This window comes from Arthrobacter sp. NPDC093128 (genome assembly GCF_040683875.1).
Classification (GTDB): domain Bacteria; phylum Actinomycetota; class Actinomycetes; order Actinomycetales; family Micrococcaceae; genus Arthrobacter.
In genome coordinates this window covers 361,989-382,217 of the sequence record NZ_JBFBEY010000002.1, presented here as the reverse complement: position 1 = coordinate 382,217, position 20,229 = coordinate 361,989, and the positions used below count along the sequence as shown (strand labels likewise).

General features: G+C 66.0%; 19 protein-coding genes. 7 read left to right on the top strand and 12 right to left on the bottom strand.

Annotated elements, in window-relative coordinates; translation table 11 throughout:
• Position 1 precedes the first annotated feature (1 nt).
• The 4 genes from AB0N24_RS03595 to AB0N24_RS03580 all read right to left on the bottom strand — a co-directional run bounded on the left by AB0N24_RS03595 (position 2) and on the right by AB0N24_RS03580 (position 5,956).
• A complete protein-coding gene (locus tag AB0N24_RS03595) occupies positions 2 to 811 on the bottom strand; it encodes a CoA transferase subunit A (protein WP_364120494.1) in 810 nt (269 codons plus the stop codon).
• Between the two features lie 61 nt (positions 812 to 872).
• A complete protein-coding gene (locus AB0N24_RS03590) occupies positions 873 to 2,048 on the bottom strand; it encodes an acyl-CoA dehydrogenase family protein (RefSeq protein ID WP_364120491.1) in 1,176 nt (391 codons plus the stop codon).
• Between the two features lie 76 nt (positions 2,049 to 2,124).
• A complete protein-coding gene (locus AB0N24_RS03585) occupies positions 2,125 to 4,341 on the bottom strand; it encodes a biotin carboxylase N-terminal domain-containing protein (RefSeq protein WP_364120488.1) in 2,217 nt (738 codons plus the stop codon).
• A gap of 7 nt (positions 4,342 to 4,348) precedes the next feature.
• Positions 4,349 to 5,956, bottom strand: a complete 1,608-nt coding sequence (locus AB0N24_RS03580; protein ID WP_364120485.1) for a carboxyl transferase domain-containing protein — start codon at positions 5,954 to 5,956, stop codon at positions 4,349 to 4,351.
• Positions 5,957 to 6,109: 153 nt separating this feature from the next.
• Between AB0N24_RS03580 and AB0N24_RS03575 the strand changes: the two genes are divergently transcribed.
• Complete coding sequence (locus AB0N24_RS03575) at positions 6,110 to 6,772, top strand: TetR/AcrR family transcriptional regulator (RefSeq protein ID WP_364120654.1); 663 nt, start codon at positions 6,110 to 6,112, stop codon at positions 6,770 to 6,772.
• 62 nt (positions 6,773 to 6,834) lie between these two features.
• Here the strand turns inward: AB0N24_RS03575 and AB0N24_RS03570 are convergent, their stop codons facing one another.
• Genes AB0N24_RS03570 through pdhA form a run of 3 tightly spaced genes read right to left on the bottom strand, consistent with a single transcriptional unit; the run spans position 6,835 to position 10,408 of the window.
• The gene (locus tag AB0N24_RS03570; RefSeq protein ID WP_364120482.1) at positions 6,835 to 8,223 is read right to left on the bottom strand and encodes a dihydrolipoamide acetyltransferase family protein; all 1,389 of its coding nucleotides are present in this window, start codon (positions 8,221 to 8,223) and stop codon (positions 6,835 to 6,837) included.
• Positions 8,220 to 9,230, bottom strand: a complete 1,011-nt coding sequence (locus AB0N24_RS03565) for an alpha-ketoacid dehydrogenase subunit beta (RefSeq protein ID WP_364120479.1) — start codon at positions 9,228 to 9,230, stop codon at positions 8,220 to 8,222. The genes AB0N24_RS03570 and AB0N24_RS03565 overlap by 4 nt, the downstream gene beginning before the upstream one ends.
• On the bottom strand, positions 9,230 to 10,408 hold the full coding sequence (gene pdhA, locus AB0N24_RS03560; RefSeq protein ID WP_364120476.1) for a pyruvate dehydrogenase (acetyl-transferring) E1 component subunit alpha: 1,179 nt from the start codon (positions 10,406 to 10,408) through the stop codon (positions 9,230 to 9,232). The genes AB0N24_RS03565 and pdhA overlap by 1 nt, the downstream gene beginning before the upstream one ends.
• Before the next feature lie 196 nt (positions 10,409 to 10,604).
• Here pdhA and AB0N24_RS03555 point away from each other — a divergent pair, with 196 nt between their 5' ends.
• Both AB0N24_RS03555 and AB0N24_RS03550 read left to right on the top strand, forming a co-directional pair.
• Positions 10,605 to 11,078, top strand: a complete 474-nt coding sequence (locus AB0N24_RS03555; protein WP_364120473.1) for an Lrp/AsnC family transcriptional regulator — start codon at positions 10,605 to 10,607, stop codon at positions 11,076 to 11,078.
• Positions 11,079 to 11,384: 306 nt separating this feature from the next.
• The gene (locus AB0N24_RS03550) at positions 11,385 to 11,903 is read left to right on the top strand and encodes a hypothetical protein (RefSeq protein WP_364120470.1); all 519 of its coding nucleotides are present in this window, start codon (positions 11,385 to 11,387) and stop codon (positions 11,901 to 11,903) included.
• Positions 11,904 to 12,002: 99 nt separating this feature from the next.
• On the opposite strand, the gene AB0N24_RS03545 is transcribed toward AB0N24_RS03550, so the two are convergent.
• Positions 12,003 to 13,619: a sodium/solute symporter gene (locus AB0N24_RS03545; RefSeq protein ID WP_364120467.1), complete on the bottom strand. Its 1,617-nt coding sequence runs from the start codon at positions 13,617 to 13,619 to the stop codon at positions 12,003 to 12,005.
• Positions 13,616 to 13,996 (bottom strand): DUF485 domain-containing protein, encoded by a 381-nt coding sequence (locus AB0N24_RS03540; RefSeq protein ID WP_364120463.1) that lies wholly within the window; start codon positions 13,994 to 13,996, stop codon positions 13,616 to 13,618. The genes AB0N24_RS03545 and AB0N24_RS03540 overlap by 4 nt, the downstream gene beginning before the upstream one ends.
• A 181-nt stretch (positions 13,997 to 14,177) precedes the next feature.
• Here AB0N24_RS03540 and AB0N24_RS03535 point away from each other — a divergent pair, with 181 nt between their 5' ends.
• The 4 genes from AB0N24_RS03535 to AB0N24_RS03520 are packed head-to-tail and all read left to right on the top strand — an operon-like array spanning position 14,178 to position 17,990.
• Positions 14,178 to 15,395 carry a histidine kinase gene (locus AB0N24_RS03535; RefSeq protein WP_364120460.1) on the top strand — a complete coding sequence of 406 codons (1,218 nt, stop codon included), beginning with the start codon at positions 14,178 to 14,180 and terminating at the stop codon, positions 15,393 to 15,395.
• A gap of 45 nt (positions 15,396 to 15,440) precedes the next feature.
• Positions 15,441 to 16,160, top strand: coding sequence for a LytTR family DNA-binding domain-containing protein (locus tag AB0N24_RS03530; RefSeq protein WP_364120458.1), 720 nt, complete (start codon positions 15,441 to 15,443; stop codon positions 16,158 to 16,160).
• Entirely contained in the window at positions 16,157 to 16,507 is a 351-nt protein-coding gene (locus AB0N24_RS03525; protein ID WP_364120455.1) for a hypothetical protein, read from the top strand. The genes AB0N24_RS03530 and AB0N24_RS03525 overlap by 4 nt, the downstream gene beginning before the upstream one ends.
• 7 nt (positions 16,508 to 16,514) lie before the next feature.
• Positions 16,515 to 17,990, top strand: a complete 1,476-nt coding sequence (locus AB0N24_RS03520) for a cation acetate symporter (RefSeq protein WP_364120651.1) — start codon at positions 16,515 to 16,517, stop codon at positions 17,988 to 17,990.
• Positions 17,991 to 18,042: 52 nt separating this feature from the next.
• On the opposite strand, the gene AB0N24_RS03515 is transcribed toward AB0N24_RS03520, so the two are convergent.
• From AB0N24_RS03515 to frr, 3 genes are all read right to left on the bottom strand, one after another.
• Positions 18,043 to 18,627 carry a DivIVA domain-containing protein gene (locus tag AB0N24_RS03515; protein WP_104172547.1) on the bottom strand — a complete coding sequence of 195 codons (585 nt, stop codon included), beginning with the start codon at positions 18,625 to 18,627 and terminating at the stop codon, positions 18,043 to 18,045.
• A 78-nt stretch (positions 18,628 to 18,705) separates the two neighbouring features.
• A complete protein-coding gene (locus AB0N24_RS03510; protein ID WP_364120452.1) occupies positions 18,706 to 19,626 on the bottom strand; it encodes a phosphatidate cytidylyltransferase in 921 nt (306 codons plus the stop codon).
• Positions 19,626 to 20,183 carry a ribosome recycling factor gene (frr, locus tag AB0N24_RS03505; RefSeq protein WP_104172549.1) on the bottom strand — a complete coding sequence of 186 codons (558 nt, stop codon included), beginning with the start codon at positions 20,181 to 20,183 and terminating at the stop codon, positions 19,626 to 19,628. The genes AB0N24_RS03510 and frr overlap by 1 nt, the downstream gene beginning before the upstream one ends.
• Positions 20,184 to 20,229: the final 46 nt, after the last annotated feature.

The window sequence follows — 20,229 nt, the reverse complement described above, 5'->3', positions numbered from 1 at the left end:
GCTAGGCTCCTGCCTGCTCAGTTGGTTGCCGGCCAGTCCCCCGGGAGGGGTTGCCGGCGGCGGCCACTGCGACCGTCCGCTTTTCAATGCGTTTCTCGCCTTGGGGCGCGACGACCACCCGTTGGACAAAGATCCCGGGAACGTGGACGTGCTCCGGATCCAGCTCGCCCGGTTCCACCAGCTCCTCGACCTCCGCGATGGTAATCCGTCCGGCCATGGCGCACAGCGGGTTGAAGTTCATGGCCGTGGCGTGGAAGACAAGGTTTCCGTGCCGGTCGCCCTTCCAGGCGTGAACGAGGCCGAAATCCGGGGTCAGCGATTCCTCCAGCAAATAGTCGGCGCCGTTGAAGGTGCGGACTTCCTTGGGTGCGGAAGCGATCGCGATGCCGCCGTCGGCGTCGTACTTCTGCGGCAGGCCGCCGTCGGACACCTGGGTGCCGACGCCGGCCGGCGTGTAGAACGCCGGGATGCCGGCGCCGCCGGCGCGCAGTTTCTCCGCGAGCGTGCCCTGCGGGGTCAGCACCACCTCGAGTTCGCCGGAGAGGTACTGCCGGGCGAATTCCTTGTTCTCCCCGACGTAGGAGCTGATGGTGCGGCGGATCCGGCCGTCCTTCAGCAGGATTCCCAGGCCCCAGTCGTCGACGCCGCAGTTGTTGCTGACGGTTTCCAGGTCCCGGGTTCCGTGCCGGTGGAGTGCATCGATCAGGGCCACGGGAATGCCGCACAGTCCGAAACCTCCGACGGCGAGTGACGCGCCGTCGGGGATGTCGGCCACCGCGGCCTCGGCGCTGGCAACAACCTTGTCAATCATCGTCGATCCTTCCTGGTTACGCTCCGTGCTTTTGCTCCCTGCGCTGCTCCCCGGTGGGGTGCTATAGGCCGAGTTCGCGGGCAATCAGCATCAGCTGCACCTCGGTGGTGCCCTCCCCCACTTCAAGGATCTTGGAGTCGCGGTAGTGGCGTGCCACAGTGAATTCGTTGATGAAGCCATAGCCGCCGAACACCTGGGTGGCGTCCCGCGCGTTGTCCATGGCTGCCTCACCTGCGACCATCTTAGCGATGGCCGCCTGGGTCTTGAACGGCTTCCCGGCAAGCATGCGCGCGGCGGCATCGTAGTACGCCAGGCGTGCGGTGTGGGCGCGGGCCTGCATGCGGGCAATCTTGAAGGCGATCGCCTGGTACTTGCCGATGTTGTGGCCGAAGGCGCTGCGTTCCTTGGCGTATTTCACGGAGAGGTCCACGCAGCCCTGCGCCGCGCCCGTGGCCAAGGCTGCGATGGCGATGCGGCCCTCGTCCAGGATGGAGAGGAAGTTCGCGTAGCCGCGGCCCTGCTGGCCGAGGAGGTTGGCCTCAGGGACGTGGACGTCCTTGAGCGTGAGCGGGTGCGTGTCCGAGGCGTTCCAGCCCACCTTGTTGTACGCCTTCTCCGCCTTGAACCCGGGCGTGTCGGTGGGCACCAGGATGGTGGAGATTTCCTTCTTGATGCTGCCGTCCTTGCGCTCGTGCTTGGCGGTTACGGCCGTCACGGTGACCAGGCTGGTGATATCCGTGCCGGAGTTGGTGATGAACTCCTTGTTGCCGTTGATGATCCAGGTCTTTTCGCCTCCGACGACCTCGAGCCGGGCAGTGGTCTTGGTCCCGCCCGCGTCCGAACCGGCTTCCGGTTCCGTCAGGCCGAAGCCGGCGAGCGCCTTGCCGGAAGCCAGGGACGGCAGCCATTCCGCCTTCTGGGCGTCGGTGCCGAACCGGTACACGGGCATGGCGCCAAGGGACACGCCGGCTTCCAGGGTGATGGCCACGGACTGGTCCACCCGGCCCAGCTGCTCCAGCGCCAGGGCCAGCGCGAAGTAGTCCCCGCCCATGCCGCCGAATTCTTCCGGGAAGGGGAGGCCGAAGAGGCCCATGTCGGCCATCTTGGAGACGACCTCGTACGGGAAGCTGTGTTCCTCGTCGTGCCTTGCGGAAACCGGGGCCACCACTTCGTCGGCGAATTCGCGGACGGTGTTGCTGAGGTCCTGGTATTCCTCGCTGAGCTCAAAATCAGCCATGTTGGGATTTCCTTGTCTTAACTGTGTGACGGGTCTGTGGGGTGTAGCGAATGGTTTTTGTTGCGGGGCGGGCGGGCTAGTCTCCCGCGCCCATGGCGATGACGGATTCCTCTACCGCGTCCTCCGCTGCGTCCTCCGCCACGGGCGGGCCGGATACGTGGACAGTGGCCAGCACCTGGTCTGCCTTGACCAGGTCGCCTGCCTTCGCGCTGATGTGTACCGTCCCGTCCTGGGGAGCCACCAGCTGGTGTTCCATTTTCATGGCCTCCACGGAAAGGAGCACCTGTCCTTCATCCACGTGGTCGCCGTCGCTGACGGAGACGGACACCACTGTCCCCGGCATGGGTGAGCGGACCTGGGGGTCGGCCGCGCCTTCCTCACGCTGGACCGCGGCAAGGACGCGGGCCAGCCGTGTCTCGCGGGTGAGAACCTCGAGCCGGCAGGACCAGCCGTCGTTGCCGAGGAAGAGTTCCGTGGGGAGGCCCGGCTCCGGGTTGTTCCGGTCCGGCGTGGCGGGGCCGGCGTAGACCGTGGCAAACGAGTAGGTTCTCGCCTGCCCCTCCAGTGTGACCTCGGCACGGCGGCAGCTTGAGAAGTCCGCGGAGGCGGTCCGCCACGGGCCGCCGTTCACCGACACGGCCTGCTCACCCGCTTCCCCCTCGCCGGCAGCCGTCTGCCCCAGCGCCACCGTGGCAACACCGCCGTCGGACGTTCCCAGGCGGATCCTGCGCGGCGCGTGCCCACCGGGCCGCCACCCGTCTTTCCGTTGCCACACCCCCGCAGGAGGTTCGTGCCTCTCTTGCTCCGCTTCGCGCGCTGCAACGGACAGGGCGGCGGCAACAACCTCGACGTCGCCTACGCGGCGGAAGGCGAAGTCCGGCATCTTGCGCTCAATCAGCCCGGTGTCCAGGCGGCCGGCGCGGACGTCTGCGTCGTTGATGAGAAGGCGCAGGTATTCGACGTTGGTGTCGATGCCCAGCGCGGTGTACCCGGCGAGCGCCGCGTCCAGCGTGTCGAGGGCAGCCGTGCGGTCCTCTCCCCATGTGATGACCTTGGAGATCATCGGGTCGTAGCTGGAGGAGATCTCCAGGCCCTCGAGAAGCGCCGAGTCCACGCGCACTTTTCCATCTGCGTGAGGGGGGAGTTCGTCCAGCAGTCGCACGGTTCCGGTGGACGGCAGGAAGTTCCGCTCCGGGATTTCGGCGTAGACGCGTGCTTCCACGGAGTGCCCGGTTAGCACGACGTCGTCCTGGCGGACGGTGAGTTCCTCACCGGCGGCGATCCGCACCTGCCATTCGACCAGGTCGACCCCTGTGACCATCTCGGTGACCGGATGCTCCACCTGCAGGCGGGTGTTCATCTCCATAAAGAAGAACTCGTCCGGGGCGTTGTCCGAGACCAGGAACTCCACGGTTCCGGCGCCGCTGTAGTGGACGCTGCGCGCGGCATTGCAGGCGGCCTCGCCGATCCGCGCCCGGGTGGCCCCGCCGTCGTTCAGCGAATCCAGCAGCGGCGACGGTGCTTCCTCAATCACTTTCTGGTGGCGGCGCTGCAGCGAGCACTCGCGCTCCCCCAAGTGGATGACGTTGCCGTGGTTGTCAGCGAGGATCTGCACTTCGATGTGCCGCGGGGTGAGCACGAGCCGTTCCAGGAAGAGGGTGTCGTCGCCGAAGGCGCTGGCTGCGACCCGGCGGGCGGTGGCCAGCGTGGCTTCCAGCTCCTCGGGGCGCTCCACAATGTGCATGCCCTTGCCGCCGCCGCCCGCGGACGGTTTGATCAGCAGCGGGAAGCCGACACCGGCGGCCGCCTCGATCAGCCGGGCATCCGACATCCCGGGCTCGGCAATGCCGGGGACCACCGGGACGCCGTAGCCGGTGACGTGGTTCTTGGAGCGGATCTTGTCGCCCATCACGTTGAGGGATTCGACGCCGGGGCCGATGAAGGTGATGCCTGCAGCGTCGAGGGCGCGGGCAAAATCGACGTTTTCACTCAGGAAACCGTAGCCCGGGTGCACTGCCTCGGCGCCGGTTTCGCGGCAGGCCTGGATGATGGCCTCGATCTTGAGGTAGCTCTCGGCGGCCGCCGCCGGGCCGATCCGCACGGCACGGTCAGCCTCGCGCACGTGGCGGGCGCCGGCGTCGGCGTCGCTGTACACTGCCACCGAACGGATGCCCAAGGCACGCAGGGTGCGGATCACGCGGCAGGCGATTTCGCCGCGGTTGGCGACGAGGACGGTGTTGAACAGCGGCTTCTGCCGGGGTGTGGAAAGAACGGTCGGCGAAGAATCAGTCATGGCTGGCTCACATCCGGAACAGGCCGAAGGAGGTCTCCGGCAGAGGGGTGCGGGAGACGACGTCGAGCGCCAGTCCCAGGACGGTGCGGGTGTCCGCGGGGTCGATCACGCCGTCGTCCCAGAGGCGGGCGGTGGAGTAATAGGGGCTGCCCTGGTCCTCGTACTGCTGTTTGATGGGGGCCTTGAAGGCTTCCTCGTCCTCGGCGGACCATTCCTCGCCGCGGGCCTCGTACTGGTCGCGTTTGACGGTGGCGAGCACGCTGGAGGCCTGGTTGCCGCCCATCACCGAGATCCGGGAGGCCGGCCACATCCAGAGGAAACGCGGCGAGTAGGCACGGCCGCACATGGAGTAATTGCCGGCGCCGAAGGATCCGCCGATCACCACGGTCAGTTTCGGCACCCGGGCGGTGGCCACGGCGGTGACCATCTTGGCGCCGTTCTTGGCGATGCCGCCCTGCTCGTAGTCCTTGCCGACCATAAAGCCGGAGAGGTTCTGCAGGAAGACCAGCGGGATGCCGCGCTGGTCGCAGAGCTCGATGAAGTGGGCCCCTTTAAGCGAGGACTCGCTGAAGAGCACCCCGTTGTTGGCCACGATGCCCACGGGGTGGCCGTGCAGCTTCGCGAAGCCCGTGACCAGGGTGGTGCCGTAGTTCTTTTTGAACTCGTGGAAGCGGCTGCCGTCCACCAGCCGCGCGATGACTTCGCGCACGTCGTACTGCGCGTTGACGTCCGTGGGGACGGCGCCGTAGAGCTCGGCGGGGTCCGCGAGCGGTTCGACGACGGTGTCGATATCCCAGGCCGGGGCGGCTGGCTTCGGCAGGGTGGAGACGATGTCCCGGACAATCTGGAGGGCATGCTCATCGTTCTCGGCAAGGTGGTCGGTGACGCCCGAGATTTTCGAGTGGACGTCCCCGCCGCCGAGCTCCTCCGCCGTGACGATCTCGCCGATCGCGGCCTTCACCAGCGGCGGACCGCCCAGGAAGATGGTGCCCTGGTTGCGGACGATGACGGTTTCGTCGCTCATCGCGGGCACGTAGGCGCCGCCGGCCGTGCAGGACCCCATCACGGAGGCGATCTGCGGGATCTTGGCCGCGGACATCTTCGCCTGGTTGAAGAAGATCCGGCCGAAGTGCTCCTTGTCCGGAAAGACCTCGTCCTGCTTGGGCAGGAAGGCCCCGCCGGAATCCACGAGGTAGATGCACGGCAGCCGGTTCTCCAGCGCGATCTCCTGCGCACGCAGGTGCTTCTTGACCGTCATCGGGTAATAGGTACCGCCCTTGACGGTGGCGTCATTGGAGATCACCAGCACCTGGCGGCCGTGGACCAGGCCGATTCCGGCAATCACTCCGGCGCCCGGGGAATCGTCGTTGTACATCCCGGTGGCCGCGAGCGGCGCGATTTCCAGGAAGGGGCTGCCGTCGTCGAGCAGCTGGTCGATGCGCTCGCGTGGCAGCAGTTTTCCGCGGGCCACATGGCGTTCCCGGGACTTCTCCGGACCGCCGAGCGCGGCCGTGGCGAGCCTGTCCTTCAGCTCGTTTGCAAGTGCCAGCTGGGCTTGCCGGTTGGTGGCGTAGGCTGCGCTGCCGGTGTCCACCAGGCTGGCGATTGTCTCCATTGACTGCTTCCGTTCCCGGACGCCCTGGCAAGGCCGTCCTGAGCGATTCGGTTAGTACCGCATAACTGAGATTTAGGTTAGTCTCTATTAACTGTGATGTCCAACACGCGCTTGCATTGCTAGGATTTGCAGTTCCAAGGAGGAAATGTGCCGATCATCGAGCGCGACCAGGCGAGCGAACGCGGCCTGGCGGACCAGCGGGTTCAGACAACCCAACGCAGCCAGGCCAAAGAGAGCCGGCGCCAGGCGCTGCTGTCCTCAGCCGCCACCCTTTTTGCCCTTAACGGTTTCAACCGCGTTTCGCTTGAGGACCTGGGCGCCGCAGCGGGCGTCAGCGGCCCCGCCGTCTACCGTCATTTCGCCGGCAAGCAGGCCGTCCTTGGGGCGCTGCTGCTCAGCGTGAGCCAGGAACTGCTGGAAGGCGGTCGCCGGGTGGCGGCAGATGCCGGCGACCCCGCTGCGGCTCTGGCCCGCCTGGTTCAGTTCCACGTTGACTTCGCCCTGAGCAACCCGGACGTCATCCGGGTCCAGGACCGCGACTTCAGCAATCTCTCCGACAACGACCAGGCCGAGGTCCGCACCCTGCAGCGCAACTACGTGGAGCTCTGGGTTGAAGTGCTGCAGGAGTTGCACGGGGATACGGACACCGCGGAACTCCGGATGCGCGCCCACGCGGCTTTCGGACTCATCAACTCCACGCCGCACTCGGTCCGCAGCCACGGCCGGCGCGTCGCCGTGAAATCCGCCCGGCCGCTGCTGGAGAGCATGGCCCTCGCCGCCCTCCTGGTGACGGCCAGCCCCGTACCCGGCGAGTAGACGCACAGCTGCCGGCTGACCGCTCCCCTCGGAACGGACAGCCGGCAGCTGTGGTGTATCCGCTAGACCATTGCCAGGACCATGCCGGGATCAGCAAGGATGGCCCCGATGTCCGCCAGGAAGCGGGACCCCTGCTCACCATCGACCAGCCGGTGGTCGAAGGACAGGCTGAGCGTCATGACCTGACGGAGGGCGACCTCCTCCTTGTATTCCCATGGCATTTTCCGCACGGCTCCCATGGCCAGGATGGCCGCTTCGCCGGGGTTGAGGATTGGCGTGCCGGCGTCGATGCCGAACACTCCGATATTGGTAATGGAAATGGTGCCGCCGGAGAGTTCGGCCGGGCTGGTCTTGCCGGCGCGGGCAGTTTCCGTCAGTTCCGTAAGCGCCGTGGACAGCTCGGTCAGGGACATCCGGTCGGCGTCCTTGATGTTCGGCACGGTCAGCCCCCGGGGAGTCGCCGCGGCAATGCCCAGGTTCACATAGTTGAACTGCACGATCTCCTGGCTGGCTTCGTCCCACCGCGAATTCAGCGAGGGCTGGCGGCGCAGGGCAATCAGCAGGGCCTTGGCCACGAGGGTCAACGGAGTCAGCTTGAAACCCTCAAACGCCCGGCTGGCCTTGAGCCGGGCCAGCAGCTCCATCGTGGGGGTGACATCGACGGTCAGGAATTCCGTGGCGTGCGGTGCCGTGAAGGCACTGGACACCATGGCCGCGGCGGTCAGTTTCCGGACGCCCTTGATAGGAGTCCGCGTTTCGCGCTCACCTGAGATGACGACGCCGGCTGCCGGAACCGGCCCGGCCGGGGTACCAGCCACAGTACGGCCTCCCCCGCCGGCAAAGTTCTGGACGTCCTCGCGCGTGATCAGCCCGCCTGCGCCCGTTCCGGTCACTGCCGTGAGCTCAACGCCCAGGTCCTTGGCCAGCTTCCGCACTGGCGGTGTGGAGCGCGGACGCTCGTCCGCGTTCGTTGGGGCAGTTTCGGCCGGGGCCGCGGGTTCGACGCGTCCAACCACCGCGGGGGCGACTGGCTCGGCAACCGGAGCAGCGGCCTGGGCAGCGGCCGGAGCAGCGAAAGTGCGGGCACGCCTGGTTGGCCGGCCGGAGGCCTCAACAATGGCGCCGTACCCCACGAGGTTGGGCTCGCGTTTGGCGGTCTCCGCCTGAGCCGGACCGACGGCGGAGGGCCCTCCGTCGTCGCCCTCCACCTCGAAGGAAACTATCGGCTTGCCCACCTCCACCACGGTTCCTGGCTGTTCGTGGAGGGCGGTGATCACCCCGGCGAACGGCGACGGCAGTTCGACGACGGCTTTCGCCGTCTCCACTTCCGCGATGACCTGGTTCAGGGCAACGGTATCGCCCACGGCAACTTTCCAGCTGAGGATTTCCGATTCCGTCAGCCCTTCGCCGAGGTCCGGGAGCCTGAATTCCTTGATCATGGCGGCGCTCATCCTTCCAGCCCGCTGAGGGAGTTGGGGCGGCCAAGGGCACGGTCCACGCCGTCAAGGATCCTGTCCAGACTTGGCAGATGGTGCGATTCGAGCTTCGAGTACGGGTACGGGACATCGAAACCGGTGACCCGGACGGGGGCAGCTTCCAGGTGATAGAAGCAGCGTTCCGTAATGCTGGCAGCCACCTCGGCACCGAGCCCGCCGGATTGACCGGCCTCGTGCGTGATCACCAGGCGGCCCGTTTTCCGCACCGAGGCCTCCAGCGTTGCGAAGTCCAACGGTGCCAGCGAGCGCAGGTCGATGACCTCGATCGAAACGCCGTCGTCCGCAGCGGCAAGGGCGGCATCTTTGGCCGTCTTGACCAGCGGACCATAGGCGACGAGCGTGACGTCCTTGCCTTCGGTCACCACACGCGCCTTTTCCATCGACAGCGCGGTGGCAGGATCGATCGACTCATCAACCTCGCCCTTGTCGTGGTAGCGGCGCTTCGGCTCGAAATACAGCACCGGATCGTCGGAGGCGATGGCCTGCTGGATCATGGTGTGGGCATCCTGCGGGTTGGAGACGCTGACCACCCGGAGTCCGGACGTGTGCGTGAAGTACGCCTCGGGAGACTCCGAGTGGTGTTCCGGGGATCCGATGCCACCGCCGAACGGGACGCGCACGGTGATGGGCATCTTCACCGCGCCCTGGGTCCGGTAGTGGATCTTGGCCACCTGGGACACGATCTGGTCGAACGCCGGGTAGATGAACCCGTCGAACTGGATTTCCACCACCGGCCGGTAGCCCCGGTAGGCAAGGCCGACGGCGGTGCCCATGATGGCGGACTCGGCGAGCGGGGTGTCCACAACGCGGTGTTTGCCGAAGTCCTTCTGCAAACCGTCGGTCACCCGGAAGACGCCGCCGAGGGTGCCGATGTCCTCGCCCATCAGGATGACTTTGGGGTCGTTTTCGAGGGACTTGCGGAGGCCGGAGTTAATCGCCCGGGCAAAGGTCATTTGCGTCATCAGCGAGCACCTTCTTCTGAGTGGGTCCCTGCGGGATCGCCGAAGGAAGCCAGGTAGCGGGAGTAGTGGTCTTCCTGGCGGTCCAGCCAGGAGTTGGGCGTGCTGTACACATGCTTGAAGATGTCCAGCGGCTCCGGGTCCGGCATGCTGATGCAGCCGGCCCGCATCTCGCGGGCCACGGCGTCGGCTTTGGCAGCCACCCGTGCTTCGAGCTGCTCCGTGAGCAGGCCCTTGCGTTCCAACAGGCCCTTGACGCGGGCAATCGGATCCTTGGCTGCCCAGTCCTCCAATTCGTTGGCATCCCGGTACCGGGTGGGATCGTCGGCGGTGGTGTGCGGGCCCATCCGGTAGGTGACTGCTTCGATGAACGTGGGGCCGCCGCCGTGGCGGGCCCGTTCGAGCGCCTCGCGCGTGGCTGCCATGACGGCGAGCACGTCATTGCCGTCCACGCGGATGCTGGGAATCCCGAATCCTGCCGCACGGTCGGCGATCCTTATGTGGGACTGCAGGCGCACCGGCTCGGAAATGGCCCAGTGGTTGTTTGAGCAGAAGAAGATTACCGGGGACTGGAAGCTGGCGGCGAAGACCATGGCCTCGTTGACGTCTCCCTCGCTGGTGGCGCCGTCGCCGAAATACGTGATGGCTACTGAGTCGGCGCCGTCGTTCTGGATGCCCATGGCATAGCCGGTCGCGTGAAGTGTTTGGGCGCCGATGATGATCTGCGGCGTGGCCATGTTGACGGTGTATGGATCCCAGCCCGCCGAGGCGTTACCCCGCCAGACCTTGACGATGTCGGTCAGATCCACGCCGCGGCAGTAGGCGACGCCGTTCTCGCGGTAGCTGGAGAACACGAAGTCATCGTCGCGGAGTGACCTCGCAGAGCCTATCTGGGCGGCCTCCTGGCCCAGGAGCGGCGGCCACAGGCCGAGTTCCCCCTGGCGCTGGAGGGCGGTCGCTTCTGTGTCGATCCGCCGGATGACCACCAGGTCCTCGTAAAGGAATCCCAGTTGCTCCTCGCTGACATCCTGGACCCAGGCGTCGTACTGAGGATGACTGACGCGCTCACCCCCGGGAGTGATCAGTTGGACCAGACTCTCGCCTGTCCCGCCGTGATGTCCTGCACTGTTGTCCGGGCCGCCGGCGGCGATGCCGCCCTGACCCAACTCGTCTGTAAACACAGTTGCACGCAACCTTCATACGTCGTGTCACCAGCGCTCAAGGGACTCGTGATCCCCGTACACGCCAGCCGCCCGGGCGCCGTTGCCCCGGATATTTGTGACGATACTCACAATGCTCAATGGGTACAACCACCGCCAAAATAACTGAGCAGAATGCACTGTCTGCAGACCCGCAGCCGTGCTAGCCTTGCGCATTATGCAAGCTTTGGATGGCACTGACACCCGGCTCCTTTCCGCCCTCGCGAGGGACCCGAAGCGGACGGTGGTGGCCCTGGCGCAGAAACTGGGGCTGTCCCGCAACACGGTGCAGGCCAGGATGGCCCAGCTCGAGAAGAAGCACGTCTTCCTGTCCTTCGAGCGGCGGATCAGTCCGGCGGCCCTGGGATACCCGCTCATGGCATTTATCTCTGTCCACGTGCAGCAGCAGAAGCTTGGCCAGCTGGCAGTGGACCTGGCCGGCATTCCGGAAATCCTGGAGGGCTACGGACTGACCGGTTCGGCAGACCTGCTGCTGCGGGTGGTGGCGCTGGATGCGGAGGACCTCTTTCGCATCAACGGCAAGATCCTGGCCTGTGAAGGGGTGGACCGGACGGACACAGCGCTTGCCATGGGAGAGCTCATCCCCTTTCGCATCCAGCCGCTGCTTGAGCGCGGCTCCGCCGAAGGATGAACAGTGGGCCGGGGTTATAGGCTGGGGTCCAGTTGAACGAATCGCGGCCGTGAACGGCCCGTGCAATCAGGCAGTGGCCAAGCGGCCTGCCGGAAAGGCTTGATCTTGAGCAATCCTCAGGAACCGTACCGACCGGCCCAACCGGATGCCGGAGTCCCAGGACAACCGCCTGTCCCGCCCCATGCACCCTCGGGTCAGCAGCCGCCACCACCGCCGTACGGTGCACCCGGTGCTCCGGGGCAGCCGCCTGTCCCCCCGTACGGGGAACCGCAGTACAGCCAGCCACAGTACGGGCAGCCGGAGTATGTGAACCCGCAGTACGGAGCTCCGCAGTATGGTGCCCCGCAGTATGCTGCGCCCGGGCCATACGGCACACCGGACCAGCAGCCGCCGGCCCGGAGCCGCAAAAAATGGATATTGCTGGGCATTGCGGGCGGCGTGCTGCTCCTTCTCATCGCGGGAGGGGTGTTCGTGTTCAACCTCGTGGGCGGCGCCACGAACAAGGCCAGGAACCTCGCCGACGATTTCACCCAGCTGGTCATCGCCGGAGACACCGACAAAGCCTATGACGACTTCCTCGACCCGGCCCTTCAGGAAAAACTCTCCAAGGAGGAATTCGCGGCCGGAGTCCAAAGCCTCGATTTGAATGACACGTGCAAGCCGGCGTACAACGACTTCAAGGTGAGCAGCGAAAACGGCACCAACACGGCCGACGTCGCGGGGGTCATCGGCTGCGACGGCAAGGAAGTGGACCTGGCCTACCGCTTCGACAGCGATCGGGATATGAAGATGATCAACATCAAGCTCAGGCCCAAGACGGCCTGAGCCCACAGCGCCACCCAATTCAGGAGCCCCCGTCTTGACGGGGGCTCCTGAATTCTGTCAGCCGTGTCTTTCTTTGTCAGCTGTGTTGCAGAGGGGGTGTCAGTGGTCCACCGCCTTCTCGGCACCAACGCCGGTGAGGGAACGGACTTCCATCTCGGCCTGCTTGGTGGTGTCTTCCAGCTTCTTGTCCAGCACGGTGCCCAGCCAGCCCAGGAAGAACGCGAGCGGAATGGAAACGATTCCCGGGTTGCTCAGCGGGAAGACCGCGAAGTTCGCCGTCTGGATCATGGAGGTCTTCGTTCCGGACACCACCGGGGAGAGGGCAATCAGGATGATCGCCGACGCCAGGCCGCCGTACATGCTCCACACCGCGCCTTGGGTGGTGAACCTGCGCCAGAACAGCGAGTAGATGATCGTGGGCAGGTTCGCCGACGCCGCGACGGCGAAGGCGAGCGCCACCAGGAAGGCGACGTTCTGGCCGTTGGCGAAGATGCCGCCGACTATGGCCAGGAGTCCGATGACCACGACGGTGCGCCGTGCCACCTTGACCTCCGTGTCGGCGTCGGCCTTCCCCTTGGCAATCACGTTGGCGTAGATGTCGTGGGCGAATGATGCCGCGGCGGTGATGGTGAGGCCGGCCACCACGGCGAGGATGGTGGCGAACGCCACCGCCGAGATGAAGCCCAGCAGCAGCGGTCCACCGAGGTGGAAGGCGAGCAGCGGTGCGGCCGAGTTGACACCGCCCGGAGCGGACTTGATCGTGTCAGCACCCACCAGGGCAGCAGCGCCGTAGCCGAGGACCAACGTGAAGATGTAGAAGATGCCGATCAGCCAGATGGACCAGACGACCGATTTACGGGCCTCCTTGGCCGTGGGGACCGTGTAGAAGCGCATCAGCACGTGTGGGAGTGCCGCGGTGCCCAGCACCAGGGCGAGGCCCAGGGACATGAAGTCCAGCTTGGACGTTTCCGACTTGCCGTACTGGAGGCCGGGGTTCAGGACTGCCGGGTTCTTGGACGTCTCCACCGCGCCGCCCAGGAGATCGGAAAGGTTGAAGCCGTAGATGGCCAGGACCCAGAAGGTCATGACCGCCGCACCCGCGATCAGGAGCATGGCCTTGATGATCTGCACCCAGGTGGTGCCCTTCATGCCGCCGATCAGGACGTACATGATCATCAGGGCGCCGACGACGATGATCACCAGCGCCTGTCCGCCCCAGTCGCTGATGCCCAGCAGCAGCGAGATCAGGCTGCCTGCGCCGGCCATCTGGGCCAGGAGGTAGAAGAAGCAGACGGCCAGGGTGGAAATGGCAGCCGCGATCCGGACCGGGCGCTGCTTGAGGCGGAAGGAGAGCACATCCGCCATCGTGAACTTGCCCGTGTTGCGGAGCAGTTCGGCAACGAGCAGCAGGGCGACGAGCCAGGCGACCAGGAAGCCGATGGAGTACATAAAGCCGTCATAGCCGTTGATGGCAATGGCGCCGGTGATGCCGAGGAAGGAGGCCGCGGAGAGGTAGTCCCCCGCGATGGCGGTACCGTTCTGCGGGCCGGTGAAGGAACGTCCGGCCGCGTAGTAGTCGGCCGCTGTCTTGTTGTTGCGGCTGGCACGGATCACGATAAACATGGTGACGGCCACGAACAGGCCGAAGATGCCCATGTTCAGGAGGGTGGTGTCTTTGAGGGCGGCGACGTTGACCGCAGGAACCATTCCGATCATTGTGTTGTCCCGCCTACCCGGTTGCCGGCTTTGTCGAACTCGTGGCCTTCAATTTCGTGGCGGATCTCGGCGGCTATGGGATCGAGCCGCCTGTTGGAATAGCTCACGTACCAGCCCGTGATGGCGAAGGTGGATACGAACTGCAACAGGCCCAGGATGAGCCCGATGTTGATGTTGCCCCAGACCTTGGTGGACATGAAGCCAACCGCATAGTCGGCCAACAGAACGTAGGCGAAGTACCAGAGCAGGAATGCAATGGCCATCGGAAAGACAAAACTGCGGTGACGTTTGCGTAGTTCCTGGAACCGCTCCGTCGACTGAACTTCCTTGAAATCCACGGCCGCCGCGGCGTCCGTTTCGTGGGCATCGTGACCCATCGTTCCTCCTCATTGAGACTTTCCGTACACACCGGCTGCCCTGCTCTCCCACAACAGTCCCAGCCAATGTGACTGCACTCACTCTGACGCGTGACGGTGGTTACATTCCAGAGATGCCGCCAGACGGTCGCTCAGCGGTCCCGATGCTGCGCCAAACGGCACCCAAAGCTACGCTGGGCCCATGCCGGACTCTCCGTTGTTCACCGCCGCCGCCATCGCCGTGATCGCGATGGCGATCGCCGTCGTCGTCGCTGTGGGCCTCAAAGTGCTGCGGTCCTTCCGGGAGCTGGGCACCGACGCGGAGCGGGCCACCTACAAGACCCTCCATGCGGCTTCACGGGCCGGACAACACCTGCGCACCGGGCTGAACCCTGCTGGCGCGGCCAAAGCCAGCAGGCAGCTGCGCACCATCCTGGGCTGCGATGCCCTGGCCATCACCGACACCTCGGGCGTGCTCGCCTGGGACGGCGCCGGCGAGGAACTCCGGCCCGCGCTGATGGGTCTCGCCGCTAACGTGCTCGATGGCGGCCACACGGCCGTGATTCCGGCGGGCGAGCTGTACCTGCTCGCCGGCGACGCTGCCTCGGGACCGATCCCGCAGGACGTGGAACGCGCCGTCGTTATTGCCCCCATCAAGGCCGGCGCCCGGGTTGTGGGAGTGGTGGCGGCTTTCGCCCCGTCAGCGGGAGCCGGGCTGGTCCGTGCCACCGGCGAAGTGGCCGACTGGGTGGCGGCCCAGGTTGAACTCGCCGAGCTCGACGCTTCCCGGAACCTCCTGATGGAGGCCGAGGTCCGGGCCCTCCGCGCCCAGATCAGCCCGCACTTCATCTACAACTCGCTCAACGCCATCGCGTCGTTCATCAACACCGATCCCGTGCGGGCCAGGGAACTGGTGGTGGAGTTCGCAGACTTCACCCGCTACTCCTTCCGCCGCCACGGGGACTTCACCACCCTTGCCGAAGAGCTCCGCTGCATCGACCGCTACCTGCTGCTGGAGCGGGCAAGGTTCGGCGACCGGGTGCAGGTGAGCCTGCAGATCGCCCCGGAAGTACTGAGCACGGTCATCCCGTTCCTCAGCCTGCAGCCGCTCGTCGAGAATGCCGTCCGCCACGGCCTGGAGGCCAAGGAAGGTCCGGGCCACATCACCATTGCGGCGAATGATTCCGGCACGTTCGCGGAGGTCACCATAGAGGACGACGGCGTGGGGATGGATCCGGAACAGCTGCGGTCCATGTTGGCCGGACACAGCGACGGCGACCATGTGGGGCTGCGCAACGTGGACGCCCGGCTCCGCCAGGTCTACGGCGAGGACCACGGCCTCGTCATCGAAACGGCTCCCGGCGAGGGCACCCTGATCACCATGCGTGTCCCCAAATCACAACCCGGCCACGACGCCTGAGCGTCCGGGCCGTCGCAGGGCGGGCCGCCGGGCTAATCTAGAACCATGATCAACGTCCTCGTCGCCGACGACGAACTCCCCGCCGTCGAGGAGCTGGCGTTCCTGCTCGGCCGGGACGACCGGATCGGGGCCATCCACCGGGCGTCGTCCGGTGCCGAGGCCCTTCGCGTGCTCGACGCCGAAGCCGTGGACGCGGTGTTCCTCGACATCCACATGCCCGCCCTGTCCGGCCTGGACATCGCCCGGGCCATCTCGCGCAGCAGCAATCCCCCGGCAGTCGTCTTCGTCACCGCGGACGAAGAGTGCGCACTGGAAGCGTTTGAACTTGCCGCCATCGACTATCTGTTGAAGCCCGTGCGCGCTGAACGGCTGGCCCGGTCGGTGGGCCGCATCAGCGAACTCATGAAGGACGGCGCGGCACCGCCGGAAATGATCACGGTGGATCTCGGCGGCACCACCCGGATGATCCGGCGCGACGACGTCACGTATGTCCAGGCCCAGGGCGACTACGCGCGGCTGCACACAACGGACGCCAGCTACCTCATCCGCGTCCCCCTGGCCGATCTGGAACAGCAGTGGGCCGAGGCCGGCTTCCTCCGCACGCACCGGTCCTACCTCATCGCCCTCAACCACGTCAGCCATATGAAGCTCGCCGCTGCCCGGCCGACTGTGACCGTGGCGGGCGCCGAACTGCCTATCAGCCGCCGCCACCTGCCATCTGTCCGGGAGAAGCTCGAAACCACGCGGATCCGGCCGCAGGCATGACGCGCGTCAGGGTGACTGCCCCGCAGTCCGCTGCAAGGCCAGTTCTGGAATCCCGCGAGGCAGCCGAGGAATCCGATGTGGGCCAGGTCTTCGTGCGCTCCCTGATCCGCACGCAGCTTCGCCTGGCAGTGGTGGTGGCCGGCGGGTTCCTGCTGATCCTGCTGGCCTTCCCCCTCATGCTGGGACTGGTTCCCGGGCTGGCGGAATCGAAGATCGCGGGCATCCCGTTCGGCTGGCTGCTCCTCGGCGCCGGAATCTACCCGGTGATCGGCCTCAGTGCGTGGCTGTATATCCGGACGGCCACCCGCAATGAAGCCCGGTACCGGGACCTGGCGGAGGGCAGGTGAGGCGGCGTTGAACCCGGTGGTTGGCATCGCCGCGTTCGCTGCCGTGTCCGTGGCCACGGCGGTTATCGGGTTCTACGGGTTGCGGATTTCACGCACCACCGGCGACTTCTACGTGGCATCCCGGACAGTAAAGCCATGGTGGAACGCCTCCGCGATCGGCGGCGAGTACCTCTCGGCCGCCAGTTTCCTGGGCGTGGCCGGACTGATCCTGCTCTCCGGCACGGATGGGCTCTGGTTTCCCATCGGCTACACCGCGGGGTATCTGATGCTGCTGCTCTTCGTAGCCGCTCCGCTGCGGCGTTCCGGCGCCTACACCATCCCGGATTTCACCGAGGTGCGGCTGGATTCACGGGCGGTCCGCCGGGTCACCAGCCTGGCGGTTGTGGTGGTGGGCTGGCTTTATATTGTGCCGCAGCTTCATGGTGCGGCCCTGACGATCCGCATCACCACGGGGCTTCCGTCCTGGGTGGGATCCGTCGCGGTGGTCATCGTGGTGTGCCTGACGGTTGTGGCCGGCGGGATGCGCTCCATCACGTTCGTGCAGGCGTTTCAATATTGGCTTAAGCTTACGGCGCTGGCGGTGCCTATCGTGTTCATCGCCCTGGTGCTGGCGGGCAACGGCACCCCGGCAATGGCCGAAGCCAACACCAACCCCACCGGGCTGGCAGCGACCGGTCCGTACCAGAACATCTCGCTGCTGGTTGCCCTGCTCTTCGGGACACTGGGCCTGCCGCATGTGCTGGTGCGGTTCTACACCAACCCCGACGGACAGTCGGCGCGCCGCACCACCCTCATCGTGCTGGGCTTGCTGTCCGTTTTCTATCTCTTTCCCACCGCTTACGGAGTGGCCGGCCGGATGTTCGCTCCGGACCTCGCCCAGAGCGGCCGGTCAGATGCCCTGGTCCTGCTGCTGCCGGGCCGGCTGATCGGAGGGCCGGCCGGGGACATGCTCTCCGCGCTTGTCGTGGCAGGGGCGTTCGCCGCGTTTTTGTCCACCACGTCAGGGCTGGTGGTATCGCTCGCCGGCGTGATCAGCCAGGACGTGCTGGGCGGCAGCGTCCGCGGCTTCCGGCTGGCTGCGCTGATTTCAGCCACCGTGCCGCTGGGCTTCGCCTTCATGACGGACTCGCTGGCTTTGGCCGGCAGCGTGGGCCTCGTTTTCGCCTTCACCGCGTCCACGATCTGTCCGGCCCTGCTGCTGGGGATCTGGTGGCGCGGCCTTACCGACGCCGGAGCCATCGCCGGAATGGTGACAGGGGGTGTCCTGTGCGGCGGCGCCCTGGTTGCCGGCGCGCTGTCCGGTCCGGCTGCGTCCGGAGCAATGCCGCAATGGCTGGCCCAGCCCGCCGCCTGGACGGTGCCGGCCGCCTTCGCCGTGATGATCCTCGTGTCCCGCGCTACCAAGGACCGCGTGCCGCGGACGCTCACGAAGGTGATGACCAGGCTGCACACACCGGAACGTCCGCTGGCCACCGAACGCTAGGAGAGCCGGCAGGCCCGAGAGCCTCGGAGGCCCGTCAGTCGATGCAGGCCCGTCAGTCGATGGCGGCCATCAGCTCGACCACGCGGTCAAGGAAGGCGTCCACCTGGGTTTCTTCGTAGCCGTCCTTGCCCTTGGCCGGACGGAAGACAGCGCGGCGGACATTGTCGACGCTGAGCGGCTGGTCCTCTTCGAGGTACCCAATGAGGTCGCGGCACAGGTTGTCCACGTCCACGGTGTTGTAGCTTCGGCCGCGGCCGCCGGACGGCCGGCGGAAGCGGTCGCCGTCGGGACGGTGGAGCCGGCCCCGCAGCAGGCCGGACAGCTTGCCGATTTCGCGCAGCCAGGCGTCCTCGCCGCGTGCCTCAATGAGCTCATCACGCTCGCGCCGGGCAAAGGCGTCTTCCAGGCGGTCCAGGGCGGCGTCGACCCCGGCCGCGGCGTAACCGCCCTTGACGGGATCGAAGCAGACAGCCCGGACGTCGGCACTCTTGATGATCTGGGCGGTTGCGGCAGGATTCTCAAACGAAACCCGCGCGCGCTGGAGGAACTGGTCCACCTGCTTGGCGTTGTAGCCGTATTCGTTCCGCTGCACACGGTCGAATGACGCAGGTATCTGCCGTTGAATGTCCACTGTCACTATGCTTCCTTCAGTGCTGTTCAGCTGTTTTTGCTCCGCACCAGTCTAAGGCGCCGAACTGTTGCCAGGCGGGACGCCTCAGGCTCCGGAAACAGCTGTGAACAGGATAAACGCCGCCGGAGAGGCGAAAACGATTGAGTCCAGGCGGTCCATGACGCCGCCGTGTCCGGGCAGGATGCTGCTCATGTCCTTGATGCCGAGTTCCCGCTTGACCATGGATTCGGCGAGATCGCCGATGGTTGCCGCGGCCACCATGCCCACGGCCAGCACCACACCGACCCACCAGGGTTTGTCCAGCAGGAAGAGGCACGCCAGGACACCCACGGCAATGGCTCCGCCGATCGATCCGGCGAAGCCTTCCCATGATTTCTTCGGGCTGATCTTGGGCGCCATGGGGTGCTTCCCGAAGGAGGCCCCGACGAGGTAGCCGAACGTGTCATTGGCAACAACCAGCAGGAGCATCGTGGCGATCTGCCACGCACCGGGCGGAATCACTCCGCCGGGCCACAGGCCCACCGGCGTGACGCTTCCCACCGCATGCAGCGGCAGGATCGCGAAGCTGATAAAGAACGGCACCCAGGCCAGCGTGAACACCCCCGCGAAAATGCTGCGCGCCGATCCGGCTGCACTCTCGATGGTCCGCCACAGCAGGACCGCCACGCTGCTGGCCAACAGCGCGAACAGCAGGCTCTCCACTCCGCCGAAATACGCGGCCAGCGGCATCCCCACGGTGCCCACCATCACGGGGACGATGGGCAGCCGGGTGCCGCTTACCTCGAGCGCGCGGAAGATCTCCCAGACTCCGAACACCGCGAAGGTGGTGGTGACCAGGACGAATCCCAGCGGCAGGAACAGGAGACCCCCCAATACGGCGAAAAGCATTGCCAGACCCACCGCGATAGCGGCCGGCAGGTTCCGTCCGGCCTTGGGCGTTGGGTTGGAGCGCTGCTTCCCCCGGACCCGGACCCTGTGTCCGGGCGCCTGCTGTGCCTGATCCATCAGACCTCGAGCAGCTCGGCTTCCTTGCGCTTGAGCAGGTCGTCGATGCCGTCAACGTGCGATTTGGTCATGGCGTCGAGTTCCTTCTCGCCGCGCGCGCCCTCGTCCTCGCCGGCTTCGCCGTCCTTGACCAGTTTGTCCAGCGTTTCCTTGGCCTTGCGGCGGATGTTCCGGATGGATACCTTGGCGTCCTCGCCCTTGGACTTGACGATCTTGACGTATTCCTTGCGGCGTTCCTTGGTCAGCTCCGGGATGGTGATCCGGATGACGTTGCCGTCGTTGGACGGGTTGGCGCCCACCTCGGAGTCGCTCAGGGCGCGCTCAATATCCCGCAGTGCCGTCTTGTCGAACGGGGTGATGAGGATGGTGCGCGCGTCCGGGATCGCGAAGGACGCTAGCTGCTGCAGCGGGGTGGGCGAGCCGTAGTAGTCCACCAGGACCTTGTTGTAGAGGCCCGGGTTTGCCCGTCCGGTGCGGATCGAGGCGAAGTCTTCCTTGGCTACCTCGACTGCCTTGTCCATCTTGTCCCCGGCTTCGAGCAAGGTCTCTTCGATCACGGTCTCTCCTCAGAAATTGGTGCATTCCGGCTAGCCGGAACAATGC

Coding starts and splice junctions, on each gene's coding strand:
- AB0N24_RS03595 (WP_364120494.1), bottom strand. CDS start 811: ATGATTGACAAGGTTGTTGCCAGCGCCGAGGCCGCGGTGGCCGACATC.
- AB0N24_RS03590 (WP_364120491.1), bottom strand. CDS start 2,048: ATGGCTGATTTTGAGCTCAGCGAGGAATACCAGGACCTCAGCAACACC.
- AB0N24_RS03585 (WP_364120488.1), bottom strand. CDS start 4,341: ATGACTGATTCTTCGCCGACCGTTCTTTCCACACCCCGGCAGAAGCCG.
- AB0N24_RS03580 (WP_364120485.1), bottom strand. CDS start 5,956: ATGGAGACAATCGCCAGCCTGGTGGACACCGGCAGCGCAGCCTACGCC.
- AB0N24_RS03570 (WP_364120482.1), bottom strand. CDS start 8,223: ATGAGCGCCGCCATGATCAAGGAATTCAGGCTCCCGGACCTCGGCGAA.
- AB0N24_RS03565 (WP_364120479.1), bottom strand. CDS start 9,230: ATGACGCAAATGACCTTTGCCCGGGCGATTAACTCCGGCCTCCGCAAG.
- AB0N24_RS03555 (WP_364120473.1), top strand. CDS start 10,605: ATGCAAGCTTTGGATGGCACTGACACCCGGCTCCTTTCCGCCCTCGCG.
- AB0N24_RS03545 (WP_364120467.1), bottom strand. CDS start 13,619: ATGATCGGAATGGTTCCTGCGGTCAACGTCGCCGCCCTCAAAGACACC.
- AB0N24_RS03540 (WP_364120463.1), bottom strand. CDS start 13,996: ATGGGTCACGATGCCCACGAAACGGACGCCGCGGCGGCCGTGGATTTC.
- AB0N24_RS03535 (WP_364120460.1), top strand. CDS start 14,178: ATGCCGGACTCTCCGTTGTTCACCGCCGCCGCCATCGCCGTGATCGCG.
- AB0N24_RS03530 (WP_364120458.1), top strand. CDS start 15,441: ATGATCAACGTCCTCGTCGCCGACGACGAACTCCCCGCCGTCGAGGAG.
- AB0N24_RS03525 (WP_364120455.1), top strand. CDS start 16,157: ATGACGCGCGTCAGGGTGACTGCCCCGCAGTCCGCTGCAAGGCCAGTT.
- AB0N24_RS03510 (WP_364120452.1), bottom strand. CDS start 19,626: ATGGATCAGGCACAGCAGGCGCCCGGACACAGGGTCCGGGTCCGGGGG.